This is a genomic window from Litchfieldella anticariensis FP35 = DSM 16096, from assembly GCF_000409775.1.
GTDB classification, from domain to species: domain Bacteria; phylum Pseudomonadota; class Gammaproteobacteria; order Pseudomonadales; family Halomonadaceae; genus Litchfieldella; species Litchfieldella anticariensis.
On the sequence record NZ_KE332396.1, the window covers coordinates 24,544 to 40,015 of the forward strand.

A 15,472-nucleotide genomic window follows, 5' to 3' on the forward strand; every position below is an offset into this window, starting at 1 on the left:
AGCGAGGAGGCCTGAGATGTTGACGTCGCTAATCTCCGGAACCTGGTCGCAACTGCGCACGCTCGGCATGGTGTTCATGCATGCCTTCCGCAAGCGCGAGACAGTCAATTATCCCGAGGAGGAGGTCTACCTGCCGCCGCGCTACCGCGGGCGTATCGTATTGACCCGTGACCCGGATGGCGAGGAACGCTGTGTGGCCTGCAACCTGTGCGCCGTGGCCTGTCCGGTGGACTGCATCGCACTGGAGAAGGGCGAAATGGAGGACGGCCGCTGGTACCCGTCGTCCTTCCGTATCAACTTTTCGCGTTGTATCTACTGCGGCATGTGTGAGGAGGCATGTCCGACCTCGGCGATCCAGCTCACTCCAGACTTCGAGATGAGTGAGTACCGGCGTCAGGACATGGTTTATGAAAAGGAGGACCTGCAGATCGCCGGTCCTGGCAAGGACCACGATTACCACTTCTACAAGGTGGCCGGGCTGGCGATTGCCGGCAAGAACAAGGGGCAAGGACAGGACGAAGCGAAGCCGATCGATGTCAGGACGCTACTGCCCTAGGCACGATAAAGAACTGACTGTGCTTACCCCGATGACGTGAAAACGAGAATTTCGCTGGTTAGTCGTCAGAGGATGAGGAAATGGAAATCGCTTTCTATCTGAGTGGCTTGGTCGCTGTGCTGGCGACACTGAGAGTCATTACCAGCACCAATCCGATACATGCGCTGCTGTATCTGATCGTGTCATTGCTCGCCGTGGCCATGGTGTTCTTCGCCCTCGGTGCGCCTTTTGCTGGCGCCCTGGAGGTCATCGTCTATGCCGGGGCGATCATGGTGCTGTTCGTGTTCGTCGTGATGATGCTCAACCTGAATGAAGGCGTGGCCGCCCAGGAACGTGCCTGGCTTGGGCCGCGAACCTGGCTGGGGCCTGTCGCGCTCGCCACCGTGCTGTTGCTGGTGTTGATCACGACCCTGTGGCGAGGTGATGTCGACCTGGTGATCGAGGGCGAGACGCTGACTGCCAAGGTGGTCGGTACGACGCTGTTCGGCCCCTGGCTGATTGCCGTCGAGCTGGCGGCGATGTTGTTGCTGGCGGCACTGGTCACCGCCTCGCATGTTGGTAGGACTTCATCCCAGCCATCGAATACCAGGAGTGGAGAGTCATGAACGGCGTCCCGATGGAGCATGGCTTGGCACTGGCGGCCGTATTGTTTGCACTGGGTCTGGCGGGACTGATGTTCCGCCGCAACATGGTATTCATGCTGATCAGCCTGGAAATCATGCTCAACGCGGCGGGACTGGCCTTCATCGTTGCCGGCATGGCCTGGGGGCAGGCCGAGGGGCAAGCGATGTTCCTGCTGGTGATCACCCTGGCGGCGGCGGAAGCCAGTGTCGGGTTGGCACTATTGATCCAGTTGTATCGCCGATTCAAGACACTCGACATCGATATGGCCAGCAGGATGCGTGGCTAGGCTTTGCCTGAAAAGTGCTGCGCTCGGCCATACGGCGTTAAAAATCGGCTCAAAGTACTCATTTACAACCACGTAAACTCCGTCTTTTCGCCAATTTTTGCCTTGTCTGACCATCGCTCGCCGACTTTTCAGACAAAGCCTGCTCTAGGGGAGGTACCGATGACGTTGCTGCTGCCACTGACCTTCCTGCTGCCCTTGGCCGGTACGCTGATACTGGCGTTTTCCCATGCTCGCCTGGGTGTGCGTGGCAGTGCCTGGGTCGGCGTGACTAGCGTGGGCCTGGCGGCCCTGGTCACGGCGTTGCTGACCTACCAGTTCATTGGCGCGCCTAGGGCATATGAGATGACACTATGGCGCTGGATTGCCGTGGGAGATTTCCAGCCGACCTTCGGCCTGAGGCTAGATGGTTTATCACTGACCATGCTTGGTGTCATCACCGGCGTCGGTTTGTTGATCCACTGGTTTGCTGCCTGGTACATGCATGGTGAAGAAGGTGTCACGCGTTTCTATGCCTATATGAACCTGTTCGTGGCCAGCATGGTGCTGCTGGTACTGGGCGACAATCTGCTGCTGCTGTTTCTCGGCTGGGAAGGCGTGGGGCTGTGCAGCTACCTGCTGATCGGCCATTACTACCATACTGCTGCCAACGGCTGGGCAGCGTTCAAGGCTTTTATCGTCACCCGGATCGGTGACGCCTTCCTGGCCATTGGGCTGTTTCTGCTGTTCCATGAATTGGGCACGCTGAACGTTGCCGAGATTCTCCAACGCGCTCCCGAGGCCTGGTCTGCTGGCGATCCCACGGTCCAACTGGCGGCGTTGCTGCTATTGGGGGGAGCGCTGGGCAAGTCGGCGCAGTTACCGTTGCACACTTGGTTGGCCGATGCCATGGCTGGCCCCACGCCGGTGTCGGCACTGATCCATGCAGCGACCATGGTCACCGCAGGAGTGTATCTGATCGCACGGATGCATGGCGTGTTCCTGCTCGCCCCGGATGTGCTGCTGCTGGTTGGTGTCATCGGTGCCTTGACGTTGCTGATGGCCGCTTTCGCTGCCTTGGCGCAGACTGACATCAAGCGCGTGTTGGCCTATTCGACCATGAGTCAGATAGGCTACATGTTCCTGGCATTAGGGGTAGGCGGCTTCGAGGCCGCGATCTTCCATCTGATGACCCACGCGTTCTTCAAGGCTCTGTTGTTCTTATCGGCAGGTGCGGTAATCGTCAGTTGTCATCACGAACAGGACATACGGCGTCTGGGTGGACTATGGCAAAGACTGCCGCTGGCCTACGCCGGGTTCGTGGTGGGGGGCGCGGCACTAGCGGCTCTACCGCTGGTCACTGCCGGCTTCTACAGCAAGGACGAGATCCTGTGGCAGGCACTGGCATCGGGGCATGGCGGGTTGCTACTGGCTGGGCTGCTCGGGGCGCTGTTGACCTCGCTGTACACCTTGCGCTTGATCGTCGGCGTCTTCCACGGCAAACCGGGCAGTGACAACGCCCGCGATGCCGAATCAGGAAGTGGTTTGGCGCATGGCCTGCCGCTGATCGTGCTGGCGCTGCTGTCGACGCTTCTCGGTGCCTGGATCGAGCCGCCACTGGGTGCGGTGCTACCCGGCCCCCATGAGGGTGGTGAAGGATGGCACCTGGCGCTCGAGATCATGGCTAGTGGCGTTGCTTTGGCAGGCATTGCACTGGGCGCTTGGCTATTCCTACGTCGGCAGGCATGGCTTGCCGACATCGTATCGCACGGTTGGGGGGCCAAGTCATGGCGGCTCTGGCACCACGCCTGGGGCTTCGATACTGGCTACGACCGGCTGTTGGTGAGTCCTTATCGTAGCTTGGTGGCGTGGATGCGAAGCGATGTCGTTGATGCGGTAGTCGGGCTCGTCGCTCGGCTGGCATGGTGGCTGCACGTGGGATTGGCGCGAACGCAGACCGGCAAGTTGCGACTCTACGCTGCCTCGATGGTGCTCGGGGCTACGCTGGTATTGGTGGCGATGGCATTGGCGGCGTAAGGGAACTCCGGTTCCTGTACTCCGTGCGCCTCGTGCTTGATGCCGCTCGCCGATTTATCCAGCGCTTCCTATAAGGCTCGTGGTATGCCTGCGCGGACAAGGAGAATGGCAATGACGAGATGTCAATGGCGAGGAGTCCGGAACTCATGGCTTTGGTCTGGTTGATCCTGATCCCCTTCATTGGCGGCTTGCTGTGCTGGCAAGGGGAGCGCTGGGGCGACCAGCCTCCGCGCTGGATCGCCCTGGGTACCATGCTGCTGGTGCTTCTGATCACACTGGGATTGTGGTGGCATGGCGATTATCGGTTGCCAGCTGGCGCCGAGGCTGAGGCCGTGTCTTGGGCCATCGAGTGGCGCGCCGTATGGATTCCGCGCTTTGGCATTGAAGTGCACCTGGCGTTGGATGGCCTGTCGCTGGTGCTGATAGCGCTGACCGGCTTGCTCGGTGTGCTGGCGGTATTGTGCTCCTGGCATGAGATTGGGCGCCGAGTCGGTTTTTTCCATCTCAACCTGCTGTGGATCCTGGCGGGGGTAGTCGGGGTCTTCCTGGCCATCGATCTGTTCCTGTTCTTCTTCTTTTGGGAAATGATGCTGGTGCCGATGTACTTCCTGATCGCGCTGTGGGGGCACAGCGGCTCGAGGGGCAGAACGCGAATCGGTGCGGCAACCAAGTTTTTCATCTATACCCAGGCCAGTGGCCTCCTGATGCTGGTGGCGATCCTCGGCCTGGTCTTCGCCCATTACAATGCGACCGGCGAATACACCTTCAGCTATGCGGCGCTGCGAGAGACGCCGCTTTCCGACGAACTGTCGGTATGGCTGATGCTGGGTTTCTTCTTCGCTTTTGCGGTCAAACTGCCGGTGGTGCCTTTCCACGGTTGGTTGCCTGACGCGCATGCCCAGGCACCAACCGCCGGCAGCGTGGATCTTGCCGGCATCCTGCTCAAAACTGGCGCCTACGGCATGCTGCGTTTCGCGTTGCCGTTGTTTCCTGAAGCCTCCCAGGCATTTGCTCCGGTAGCGATGGGGCTGGGGTTGGTCGGTATTTTCTACGGTGCGCTGCTGGCTTGTGGCCAGCAGGACATCAAGCGACTGATCGCCTACACCAGTATCTCGCACATGGGCTTCGTGCTGATTGGCATCTATGCCGGCACCGAATTGGCGCTACAAGGGGTAGTGGCACTGATGGTGGCGCACGCCTTTTCGACCTCGGCCTTGTTTATCATCAGCGGCCAGATATACGAGCGCTTGCATACCCGTGACATGCGCGAGATGGGTGGCCTGTGGGGGCGCATGGGAAGCCTGCCGGGGTTCATGTTGTGTTTCGTGGTTGCCTCGTTGGGTATGCCAGGTACCGTCAACTTCGTTGGCGAGTTCATGATCCTGTTCGGCAGTTTTCCGGTAGTGCCATGGGTGGCGGCGATCGCCAGTGCCGGGCTGGTGCTGGCTGCAATCTATTCGTTGCTGTTGATGCAGCGGGTGCATTACGGTCCTCCCCGGGGTGAGGGGCGTTTTGCCGATCTCGATCGGCGTGAATATGCCATGATGCTCGGGCTGCTGGCGCTGGTGTTGCTGCTCGGGCTGTTTCCGCAGCCATTGCTCGAGACCTCCGGCGCCACCATGCACGAGGTACAGCAGCTATTCAGCGATGCCGCGGCGCCTACATCGATCACTGAGCTGATGGGGGGGCTATGACGTTGACCGTGACACACCTCATGGCGCTGCTGCCGCTGATCCTGGTTTGTGCCACAGCGATTGCGGCGATGCTGGGGATCGCCTGGCGACGCCATCATGCCGGTACGGCAGCGGTTACCGTCATGGGGCTCGTTCTGGCCCTGATATCGTTGCTGTCGATCTGGACGATGGCCCCGATCAAGGTGCCATTACTGGTCGTCGATGGTCTGACACTGTTCGCCGGCGTGATGATACTGGTCTCTTCCTTGGCATGTACCGCCTTGGCGTATGTCTACCTGGAGAACTACCCCGGTCCCCGTGAAGAGTTCTACTTGCTCTTGCTGTGTGCCGCAGCGGGAGGCATGGTGTTGGCGGCAAGCCAACATCTGGCCTCGCTATTCGTTGGTCTCGAACTGCTATCCATGCCGCTCTACGGCATGCTGGCATATGCCTTCCCTGAACGTCGCTCGTTGGAGGCGGGCATCAAATACTTCATCCTGTCGGCGGCGGCCACCGCCTTTTTGTTGTTCGGTATGGCGCTGCTCTACGCCCAGGTGGGCCACCTGGACCTGACAGGTGTGGCGGCGTCATTCTCTGAACGTCCCGATGCCTGGGGGCTGGCCGGCATCGGCTTGTTGTTGGTCGGACTGGGCTTCAAGCTGTCGATCGTCCCCTTTCATCTGTGGACACCGGATGTCTATGAAGGAGCTCCTGGCCCTGCCGCCACATTCTTGGCCTCGGCAAGCAAGGTGGCGGTATTCGTGGTGCTGCTTCGCCTGGTGCTGTCGGCGCCAGGCTTTCAGGATGACTGGCTGCGTGACGTATTGGCGGCGATGGCGCTAGCCGGCATGCTGGTGGGCAACCTGCTGGCCTTGGTCCAATCGAATCTCAAGCGCCTGTTGGGGTATTCGTCGATCGCTCATTTCGGCTATCTGCTGGTGGCACTGGTGGTCGGCGACGGGCTGGCCACGGAAACCGGAGGGGTCTATCTGCTTACCTACCTGGTGACCACACTGGGCGCCTTCGGTGTGGTGACGTTGCTCTCGAGCCCCTACAGCGGCGAGGATGCGGCAGCACTGCACCATTATCGGGGCCTGTTCTGGCGGCGCCCCTATCTCACCGCGGTACTCACCGTGAGCCTGCTGTCGCTGGCCGGCATTCCCTTCACGGCCGGCTTCATCGGTAAGTTCTACATCATTGCGCTGGGTGTCGAAGCACAGCGCTGGTGGCTGGTCGGCGGGATCGTGGTGGGCAGCGCGATCGGTCTCTACTACTACCTGCGGGTGATGGTCACCCTGTTCCTGGTCGAGCCCGGGATGCAGCGCCGCGATGCGCCGCGAGACTGGAGTGTACGCGCTGGAGGTGTGGTCGTGCTTGGGTTGGCGCTGTTGATTGTGCTGTTGGGCATCTATCCCGCGCCGATGATCGAATGGGTGGGGGTGGTGGAGCGCATTACTGCTGGATAATGTGCCGGCCCGCACGGACCGGCACGCTCTTCCGGCTCACAGCACCGATGGCAACCAAGTGGCCAATTCCGGGAACAATGCCAGAGTGGCGAGCATGGTGAGTTGCAGCAGGATGAAGGGGATCACCCCCTTGTAGATCGCCGATGTTGGTACCGAGTCCGGCGTCACGCCGCGCAGGTAGAATAGTGCGAAGCCGAACGGCGGCGTCAGGAACGATGTCTGTAAGTTGACGGCGATCATGATGCCCAGCCAGATGGGATCGACGCCCATCGCCAGCAGTACCGGACCGACGATCGGCACCACCACGAAGGTGATCTCGATGAAGTCGAGTATGAAGCCAAGCAGAAAGATCACCAACATGACCACGATCATGGCGCCGAGCACGCCGCCGGGCAGGGATTCGAACAGCTCGGTGACCAGTTCTTCGCCGCCGTAGGCACGGAACACCAGCGAGAATAGTGCCGCACCAATCAGGATCAAGAATACCATGCTGGTGACTTGGGTGGTGGTCTGCACCACGGCCTTGAGCGTGGGACCATCGAGACTGCGTTTGGCCATGGCCAGCAGTAGTGCACCGAAGGCTCCCACCGCCGAGGCCTCAGTGGGCGTGGCAAAACCGCCGAGTATTGAACCCAGTACCGCGACGATCAGCGCCACTGGTGGCAGCATTCCCCTGAGCAGCAGTGGCCATAGGCTGCCTTGATGGTTCATTTCCTGCATCAGTTGTTGTCGCTCGACTGGTGGTGCCAGGCTCGGGCGTGCCCAGGCGATGAGCGCAACGAACACGATATAGGCGGCCACCAGTACCAGACCGGGCACCAGGGCTCCGATGAACAGATCGCCGACGGATAGAGTCTTTGGACTCCAGACACCCATCGCCAATTGGGCTTGCTGATAGGCGGTGGAAAGTACGTCGCCGAGCAGTACCAAGGCAATCGACGGTGGAATGATCTGGCCCAGAGTGCCGGTAGCGCAGATGGTTCCTGTGGCCAGTGCCGGTGAGTAGCCGCGCTTGAGCATCGTTGGCAGTGAAAGCAGGCCCATGGTTACCACGGTGGCACCGACGATGCCGGTCGAGGCGGCCAGCAGCATCCCTACCAGGGTGACCGAAATGCCCAGCCCGCCGCGTAAGGCACCGAACAGCAGTGCCATGGCATCGAGCAGAGTTTCGGCGACCCGCGATTTCTCCAGCAGTACCCCCATCAGCACGAACAGTGGTACCGCCAGCAGCGTCTGGTTGGTCATGATGCCGTAAAGGCGGTTGGGCATGGCCGACAGGAAACCCGCATCGAATGACACGGCCACACCCATGGTGTCCAGTCCCAGGCCAAGGCCGGCAAAGATCAGGGCGGTACCGGCCAGTGACAGCGCTACCGGATAGCCCAGCATGAGAACGGCGCAGACGGCGGCAAACAGCAGGAACGGCATATAGTCGAGCACGATGTCCACTACTACAGTACCTCCTCGTGCTCGTGTAAGGGCTCGGCAGGTAGGCGACCGTGCAGAATCAGGATCTGACGGATGATTTGAGCGATGCCTTGCAGCAATAGCAGTGTCATCATCAGCAGGATCAGAGACTTGATCAGGAATACGATAGGCAGGTTGCCATCCGACGTTCGTTCCAGAATCGCCCAACTACTCAAGACGTAGTGCCAGCTCGTAAAGGCGATGAACAGCACCACCGGCATCAGCAGAAACAGAGTGCCGCCGAGATCGACCCAAGCGCGACCGCGTGGCGATAGGCGACGGTAGAAGATATCCACCCGTACGTGGCCGTCATGCTTGAGGGTATAGGCGGCGCCGAGCATGAACACCATGGCATGCATGGCCATCACCGACTCCTGCATGGCAACGCTATGCACGCTGAAAACGTAACGCATCACCACGATGGTGAATTGCACCACCATCATTACCAGGACCAGCCAGGCGATACTGCGGCCGACGATATCGGTCAGAGCATCGAGCCGGCTGAGTGGGGCCGGCTCGCGAGTCGCGCGATTCATGGAACCTCTCGCGGTAAAATGGTTTCAAGGTAAAGCAGCAGGAGCGCGCAATCATCGCCGATTGAGCGACAATCGTCATCCCTTATGCCTAATATTGAAAGGCGATCAGTGCTTGTTGGGGTGTAAAAGCGATGCCAGTGTCTTCTGGCAGGCACTGGGCAATTGCACGTCGACAGCGATTGGCAAGTGGTCCGAAAAGAGCTGGTCGAGAACTCGCACGTCATGAGCGACCAGTGAGTTGGAGAGCAGGATATGGTCGAGCGCGCGTCGCGGTTGCCAGGATGGGTAGCTGAGCAGCGGACGCACCGGGTGCAAGGGTAGCGAGGTGCAGAAACGTGAATGCGAGTGGAGCTGCTCCAGTGTGCAGTTGAGATCGCCCATCACCACCACATGACGCAGCGGCGTGATGATTTCGCTCAGATAGTCGAGCTGACGAATGCGGGCACGATGGCTCAGTGCCAGATGAGCCACGAATAGGTGCAGGGCGTCCTCGCCATCGCCGTAACGGGCATGAATGGCACCGCGTCCCGGTAGCGTGCCGGGTAGCCGGTGCTCTTCGATGCGCGTGGGATGCAGCCGCGACAGCAAACCATTGCTGTGCTGGGCGACACGGCCCAGGTTGCGATTGAGCTGCTGGAAATGGTGGGGAAAGCCAGCGCGCGCCGCCAGGTACTCGACCTGATTGACGTTGCCGGAGCGGAAACTGCCACCGTCGACCTCTTGGAGGCCGACGATGTCGAAGTTGCTCAGCACCTCGCTGACCATGTTGAGGCGGCGTTGACGCGTAGGGTGTGGCAGGAAATGCTGCCAACTACGGGTCAGGTAGTGGTGATAGGCCGAGGTCTGGATGCCGACCTGCAGGTTGAAGGTCAGAAGACGCAGGTGGCCGCTATCCACTACCGGGTGGCTACCGTCCCCTCTGCTGGATTTACTGATTCCCGTCGTCACGAACCTTCTCGATCAGTGCGCTGGCGATCTGTGGCATGTTCTCGAGGCTGCCGGCGCTCGACGGCGTGATCACATAGCGGCCTTCGACGATCAACGCCGGAACCCCCATTAGTCCGTAAGCACGCATGCGAGCGTGGGCCTGGTTGACTTGGCTCTTGACGCCGAACGACGTCAAGGCCTGGCGGGCTTCGTCTTCGCTGACACCGTAGTCGCTGAAGAAGTCGGCGATATCGTCGACCTCGGTGAGATGGCGGCCTTCCTGGTGAACGGCATCGAAGAAATCGTCGTGCACGTCTTCGAGAATGCCCAGTTCCTGGGCGGCATAGAAGGCGACGGCATGCTTGTTCCAATCGCCGCCCATGGTGGCGGGCATACGCCGGAAGGTTACATCCTCGGGCAACTCGGCGACCCAGGCATTGAGCGGATCTTCCAGACTGTAACAGTGGGGGCAGCCATACCAGAAAGCTTCGACAACCTCGATCTGACCCTCTTCAACCTGGGTAGGCACCGCCTCGTCGAGCACCTTGTATTGCTCGCCTTCGACCAGCGATTGCGCTGAGGCCAGGGTCGATAGACTAAGGCCGGCGAGTACGGCAACCAATGTCTTGAACATGCGAACAGACTCCTTGTCGAGCTCTTGCGAAGTATTCGGGAAAGGTAACAGGAAACGCTATCGCGGGCAGCATTCGTTCCGAGGCCTCGCAACGCTGGCTTTGAGCATCAAGCGTTGATCAAGGTTCCCACCCTCCTGGTGAAAAGTTGGAAGGCGGTCGTCGAGCCGCCTTTTACGATTCACCGGTCGGGATTGTGATCAGTGCAAGCCATAGAGATAGTTGGCCACGGCTTGCATATCGCTATCGCTCATCTTGGCGGCAATATCGCGCATGATGGCATTGGGATCGTTGCTGCGCTCGCCGGCAGCGAATGCCTGCAGGGTCGAGACCAGGTATTCGCGGTGCTGGCCGGATAGCGCTGGGTAAACAGCGGTGCCGATACCTTCGCCAGTGGGGGTATGGCAGGCGGCACAGGAGGGGATACCCTTGGCCATGTCGCCGGCACGGTACAGCTCGCGGCCGCGCTCCAACAACGCTTCGTCGGGATTCGCCTGGCCCAGGTTGGATTCCTGCTGAGAGAAGAAAGCGGCGACGTCCCACGCGTCCTGGTCGGAGAAGTCATCGACCTGACCAGCCATCTGTGGCACGTTCCGGTCGCCATCACGGATGTTCATGATCTGCTTGGCCAGGTAGGAGGCCTGTTGGCCTGCAAGGTTGGGAAAGGCGCCAGAAGGACTGATACCTTGCTGGCCGTGACAGGCTGCGCAGGTTTGTGCTTTCTCGCGCCCCGCCGCAGGGTCGCCTTCCATTTGCGCATGGGCCACGCCGATGGCGCTCATGGTCATTGCCAGGCTTGCCAGTAACTTTCTCATCGCTAATCCACTATGCCTTTGATTGTTGACCGGTACGTACCCTGGGCGCCGTCCGTCGTTGTTTGCGCCTGTGGTGAAGCGCGGTTCGCTGTCGGCGAGAGCACGGTGGTACACTAGCGTGCCCCAGGTCACAAAAAAAATACACTGTATTATAACGACTCACCCGAATGAGGTGAACGAGCCCTGCGTGCTATTCACGCCTTACTACTGCCAGGATTTCGCCCTAATGTCGCGTCTCAACTACCAGACCGCCCGCTTTCTCACCAGTGCCCCGACACTGGCGCAGTGCCCGCCTGATCTGGGCTGCGAAGTTGCTTTTGCGGGACGCTCCAATGCCGGAAAGTCCAGTGCAATCAATGCATTGACACAGCAGAAGGCGCTGGCCCGTACCTCCAAGACGCCGGGGCGCACGCAGCTCATCAACTTCTTCTCCCTGGCGGGCGACGATGCTTGTCGCATGGTGGATCTGCCGGGCTATGGCTTTGCCAAGGTGCCGGAGAAGGTCAAACTCGAATGGCAACGCCATCTCGCTGAATACTTACGCGAGCGCCAGTCGTTGCGTGGGTTGGTGCTGGTGATGGACGTGCGCCATCCGCTGACCGAGTTCGACGAAATGATGCTGGGTTGGGCCGACGATAAGGACATGCCAGTACATATCCTGTTGACCAAGGCCGACAAGCTCAAGAGCGGTGCCGTCAAGAACGCTTTACAGCAAGTGAGGAGTCGCCTGCGCGATTGGGAGGACCTGGTCAGCGTCCAGCTGTTTTCGGCACTCAAGCGCCAAGGAGTCGAAGAGGCTCACGAGCGTTTGGACGATTGGTTGCTACGCGACTTCTCGGATAACCCCTAGTCGCGGAGAGTCGAGTCCAGCCGCTGGAGAAGATTGGGTAGTTCGCGAACGTGACGAAGGCGATAGACGCCGGCCGGCAACGCTCTCTCGGAGTCGTCATGGACATCGATCCAGGCCACGCGCATGCCCAGCCGCCAGGCTGGCAGCACGTCTTCGCGCCACGAGTCACCGACATGCAGCGCGCGTGAAGGAGTGCTGCCGAGACGTGCCAGCGCAGCCAGGAAAGGGCGTGCGTCAGGCTTGGGGGCGAGCATCTCACCGGCGGCGATCGTTACCGGGAAGTGAGCTGCCAAGGGTAGCCGTGTCAGGTCGGCATTACCGTTGGTAATCGCTGCGAGGCGGTAACGGCTGCGCAATTCGTCGAGCAGTGTCTCGACTTCCGGGTAGGGCGTCAGGTGATGACGTAGCTCGAGAAAACGATCGATGGCCGCGGCTGCCCACATTCTGGCGGCGCTGCGCGGTAGTCCGTATTCCTCCAGGAGCTCGCTCAGTGACCGTTCACGGATCCAGGTGAAGTCGCCGCGCCTTAGAGGGTGACGCTTGGCCAATTCAAGGCGACGTGCTTGGTAAGCACTTAGCGGAAAGCGCTCGCCATAGCGCCCATTCTGGTCGAGATGCGTTCCATGCCATGCTGCCAGAGCTTCGTCGAGCCAGGCGTAGTGCCCGGTTTCAGCATGTTCCATGACCGGGCGGTTGTCCCACAAGGTATCGTCGAGATCGAATGTCAGGGCATCGAGCGGGGCATGGAGGGGCATCGGGTATTCTCAGCGAGCAGGGTCGTCGTGGGGACTATGTCATGGTTGGACCATAAGCTGGCATAGGTGCTCGATGAAATCAATCGACTGAATACATTATTGAGATGAGCCTGGCTGTGATTCGGCCAGGCTGACTTCTGTCATAGGTTGATTCGTTTCAACGTGTTGGCAATGGATTTCCTTTCGATTTCCGCATAAATGTCTATCTCATCGTTAACAGAAGTTCCTAGGCACTTTTCAAACTCAGCCTTGTTGGGATTGCCTTCATACATGCTGTTAGACTCTCCTCCAAGGTTTGAGTGGAATATGCCGGCGGCGCTAACTGGCAGAAAATCTTCATAGGTGATGGGTGTGGCTGAAACGATACCTGACTGAATCAAATCTTCCAGATTTTCGATTTTCGCTGCCGTCCTAGCCTTTGTGTTTGCATCAGAAGTCGGTTGATAATAGAAAAATACCAGCCCATGTTTTCTCAGTGTTGTTTCATTGTCTGGGAACTCGGAGAAAACATCTTTCAGGTTGTTCTGATATTCGTTGTTGTCTGTTATGCTGCCTTTGTTCTGAGACTGCCGTAGCAGACGGTCGTATAGTTCACGCCCTTTCTTGGTAAGTGCAGCACCTCGCTGCTCAATCTCTCCGAACCGAGCAGTATGGCTACCTTGCCGATCTCCTGAGAAATTAACTGGCTCATCCAGAGCTTTGAAGCTCGTTTGGCGCAGTAGGATAGGACAATCTCTGCGCGGGGGGCCTTCGATAATGGCTTTGGGTGAAATGCCATGCAGAGGCATTAGTCTTTGTACCTCGTCAATGTTTAGGGTGCGAGGTGTCAGATGGTTTATGTGGGGGCCTCTGAAGCATACTACATCTGCTATCAGACGATGTTCGGCATGCAATGCTTCATAAATATCCTTGTCTACTGTTGAATCGCCATGCCAGCGAAAGGTTTCCAACGCCTCAGCAACGAATTCTTCAGCTTGTTCTAGTCTGAGTCCATTTTGATTCTCATGAATCTCAATGAGCTCCAGTGCTCTCTTTGTGAATATATCTCTTGATGACAGTATTTCTGACGCTATTGCTCTGAGCTTTTCGTTCTCGATGAGCTCTAGACGTAGCAACGATGTGAATATTCGGAATGGATTTTTCTGCAAAGACTCTTCGCTAATAGGTCGAAATGCCGTTGAATGTACCGGTACCCCAGCTTCGGTGAGGTCATAATATCCGACAGGATACATGCCCATCACCGCAAAGAGACGACATAGCACAGAGAGCTCTTCGGCAGTCCCCACTCGAATGGCGCCATGGCGCTCGACTTCCAAGCGGTCAAGTTCACCGCTTTTTTCCATTCTCAAGCGTAGTGCTTCATTGTTCTCTAACTCAGTACGGTTTGCCCGTGCTACTAAGTCAAGAAGGTCAGCATATAGCGGCACCTCTTTCTGATACATTTCAGACATTGCTTTTGAAAACATGTCGCGTATCAGGTCGGGTGATACATGATGGCTTCTTAACATCGCTTGCCTCATTGGTTATAAGTTGGTACTTGGTTTTCCAAGCTCTACACATCGTCAGTAAAGCTTGCAACGAATGTGGGATTTTCGAATCGGATAGGTGCTTTGCCTGGTGGTCATGTCTGTAACGTTCCCAACGCCCGCTCGATTTTGGACAGACCTTCCGACAGGTGCTCTTGCGAGATAGTCAATGGGGGAAGTAGGCGAAGGACGTTGCGCTTCCTGCCGCTAGGCATCAACAGGACCCCCGCCTGTCGAGCAGCGATCAGCAAAGCTGCCAAGTGTTCGGCCGCCGTGGCATTGACGGTATCTTCAAAGACGATACCCCGCATCGAGCCGATACCCGTGATGGGGCCCAGCATTGGGAAACGCTGGCTTCTCTTCCAGCGGTCATGGGTTTCCAGCAAGAGAGACTCTTGAGCATTGCTCCACTGAGAGAGGTTGGCATCGCTCATAACTTCCATGACAACTTTGGCAGCGGCACATGCGACGGCATTGCCAGAATATGTCCCGCCAAGCCCACCTTTCGGTAGCACGCTCATCAGGCTCTCACGTCCGGCTACGGCAGCCAGAGGGAGCCCTGACGCCATGCTTTTCCCCATCAGCAACAGGTCGGGCTCGATACCTAAGTGAGTGAAGGCAAAACGTGTCCCGGTTCTTCCAAACCCCGATTGGATTTCATCCATTATCAGAACAATGCCTCGTTCGTCGCAGACCTTGCGCAAGTGCTTAGCAAAGACATGATCGAGTACGCGAAAGCCGCCTTCTCCCTGAACAGGCTCGACGATTATGCAGGCGATCTCATCTGATGAAATCTCAACCTCGAAGAGCCTATCCAATGCTTGAATGGCTTCGCTAGTACTGGCTCCATTGTCAGGACTTGGAAAGGGTATGTGATACACAGGACCAGGAAGCGTTCCTATCCCGACCTTGTACGGATTCACCTTGCCATTCAAGTTGAGCGCTGCAAGCGTTCGGCCATGGAAACCACCGTCAAATGCAATCACTGCCTGTTTGCCAGTGGCAGCCCGAGATATTTTCAAGGCATTTTCCGTGGCTTCAGCGCCAGAGTTAGTCAGCATGCAGGAAAGCGCATAGCCAACCGGGATGAAGGACTGCAGAGCCTCTGCAATATCCAAGTATCCTTGATGAGGGACGGCATTGAATGCTGAATGAATGAGCTTGTCTATCTGACTCTTGGCGGCGGCGGTGATGGCAGGGTGACAGTGGCCCAAGTTAAGAACGCCTATGCCACCAACAAAGTCAATGTAGCGTTTCCCGTTGCTATCCCATACCTCAGAATTCAGTCCTTTTTCGAGCACGATTGGATGAATAATTCCTAAGGACTGGCTAACACAGGGTTGCAT

Annotated in this window: 15 protein-coding genes; 7 read left to right on the forward strand and 8 right to left on the reverse strand. The window is 58.3% G+C overall.

Annotation, left to right across the window (positions count from 1 at the left end; genetic code table 11):
* Positions 1–16 precede the first annotated feature (16 nt).
* The 6 genes from nuoI to nuoN all read left to right on the forward strand — a co-directional run bounded on the left by nuoI (position 17) and on the right by nuoN (position 6,618).
* Entirely contained in the window at positions 17–556 is a 540-nt protein-coding gene (gene nuoI / locus L861_RS22525) for an NADH-quinone oxidoreductase subunit NuoI (RefSeq protein WP_016418979.1), read from the forward strand.
* An 80-nt stretch (positions 557–636) separates the two neighbouring features.
* A complete protein-coding gene (gene nuoJ / locus L861_RS22530) occupies positions 637–1,161 on the forward strand; it encodes an NADH-quinone oxidoreductase subunit J (RefSeq protein ID WP_016418980.1) in 525 nt (174 codons plus the stop codon).
* Positions 1,158–1,466, forward strand: coding sequence for an NADH-quinone oxidoreductase subunit NuoK (gene nuoK / locus L861_RS22535; protein ID WP_016418981.1), 309 nt, complete (start codon positions 1,158–1,160; stop codon positions 1,464–1,466). The genes nuoJ and nuoK overlap by 4 nt, the downstream gene beginning before the upstream one ends.
* 159 nt (positions 1,467–1,625) lie before the next feature.
* Positions 1,626–3,479, forward strand: a complete 1,854-nt coding sequence (nuoL, locus tag L861_RS22540) for an NADH-quinone oxidoreductase subunit L (RefSeq protein WP_016418982.1) — start codon at positions 1,626–1,628, stop codon at positions 3,477–3,479.
* Between the two features lie 146 nt (positions 3,480–3,625).
* Entirely contained in the window at positions 3,626–5,173 is a 1,548-nt protein-coding gene (gene nuoM, locus L861_RS22545) for an NADH-quinone oxidoreductase subunit M (RefSeq protein ID WP_016418983.1), read from the forward strand.
* Complete coding sequence (gene nuoN, locus L861_RS22550) at positions 5,170–6,618, forward strand: NADH-quinone oxidoreductase subunit NuoN (RefSeq protein ID WP_016418984.1); 1,449 nt, start codon at positions 5,170–5,172, stop codon at positions 6,616–6,618. The genes nuoM and nuoN overlap by 4 nt, the downstream gene beginning before the upstream one ends.
* 36 nt (positions 6,619–6,654) lie before the next feature.
* Here the strand turns inward: nuoN and L861_RS22555 are convergent, their stop codons facing one another.
* From L861_RS22555 to L861_RS22575, 5 genes are all read right to left on the reverse strand, one after another.
* Complete coding sequence (locus L861_RS22555) at positions 6,655–8,058, reverse strand: TRAP transporter large permease (protein WP_027947800.1); 1,404 nt, start codon at positions 8,056–8,058, stop codon at positions 6,655–6,657.
* 11 nt (positions 8,059–8,069) lie between these two features.
* Entirely contained in the window at positions 8,070–8,621 is a 552-nt protein-coding gene (locus L861_RS22560; RefSeq protein ID WP_016418986.1) for a TRAP transporter small permease subunit, read from the reverse strand.
* 105 nt (positions 8,622–8,726) lie between these two features.
* Positions 8,727–9,557: an endonuclease/exonuclease/phosphatase family protein gene (locus tag L861_RS22565; protein WP_035569303.1), complete on the reverse strand. Its 831-nt coding sequence runs from the start codon at positions 9,555–9,557 to the stop codon at positions 8,727–8,729.
* Positions 9,550–10,182 (reverse strand): thiol:disulfide interchange protein DsbA/DsbL, encoded by a 633-nt coding sequence (locus L861_RS22570; protein ID WP_016418988.1) that lies wholly within the window; start codon positions 10,180–10,182, stop codon positions 9,550–9,552. Before L861_RS22570 ends, L861_RS22565 begins: the two co-directional genes overlap by 8 nt.
* A gap of 198 nt (positions 10,183–10,380) precedes the next feature.
* Positions 10,381–10,995: a c-type cytochrome gene (locus L861_RS22575; RefSeq protein WP_021029268.1), complete on the reverse strand. Its 615-nt coding sequence runs from the start codon at positions 10,993–10,995 to the stop codon at positions 10,381–10,383.
* 226 nt (positions 10,996–11,221) lie between these two features.
* Here L861_RS22575 and yihA point away from each other — a divergent pair, with 226 nt between their 5' ends.
* On the forward strand, positions 11,222–11,845 hold the full coding sequence (gene yihA, locus L861_RS22580) for a ribosome biogenesis GTP-binding protein YihA/YsxC (protein WP_016418990.1): 624 nt from the start codon (positions 11,222–11,224) through the stop codon (positions 11,843–11,845).
* Here the strand turns inward: yihA and L861_RS22585 are convergent.
* The 3 genes from L861_RS22585 to L861_RS22595 all read right to left on the reverse strand — a co-directional run bounded on the left by L861_RS22585 (position 11,842) and on the right by L861_RS22595 (position 15,472).
* Positions 11,842–12,600 carry an HAD family hydrolase gene (locus tag L861_RS22585; RefSeq protein WP_016418991.1) on the reverse strand — a complete coding sequence of 253 codons (759 nt, stop codon included), beginning with the start codon at positions 12,598–12,600 and terminating at the stop codon, positions 11,842–11,844. The genes yihA and L861_RS22585 overlap by 4 nt on opposite strands.
* A gap of 140 nt (positions 12,601–12,740) precedes the next feature.
* Positions 12,741–14,108, reverse strand: a complete 1,368-nt coding sequence (gene hglS, locus L861_RS22590; RefSeq protein ID WP_016418992.1) for a 2-oxoadipate dioxygenase/decarboxylase HglS — start codon at positions 14,106–14,108, stop codon at positions 12,741–12,743.
* Positions 14,109–14,221: 113 nt separating this feature from the next.
* On the reverse strand, positions 14,222–15,472 hold the full coding sequence (locus L861_RS22595; RefSeq protein ID WP_016418993.1) for a 2-aminoadipate transaminase: 1,251 nt from the start codon (positions 15,470–15,472) through the stop codon (positions 14,222–14,224).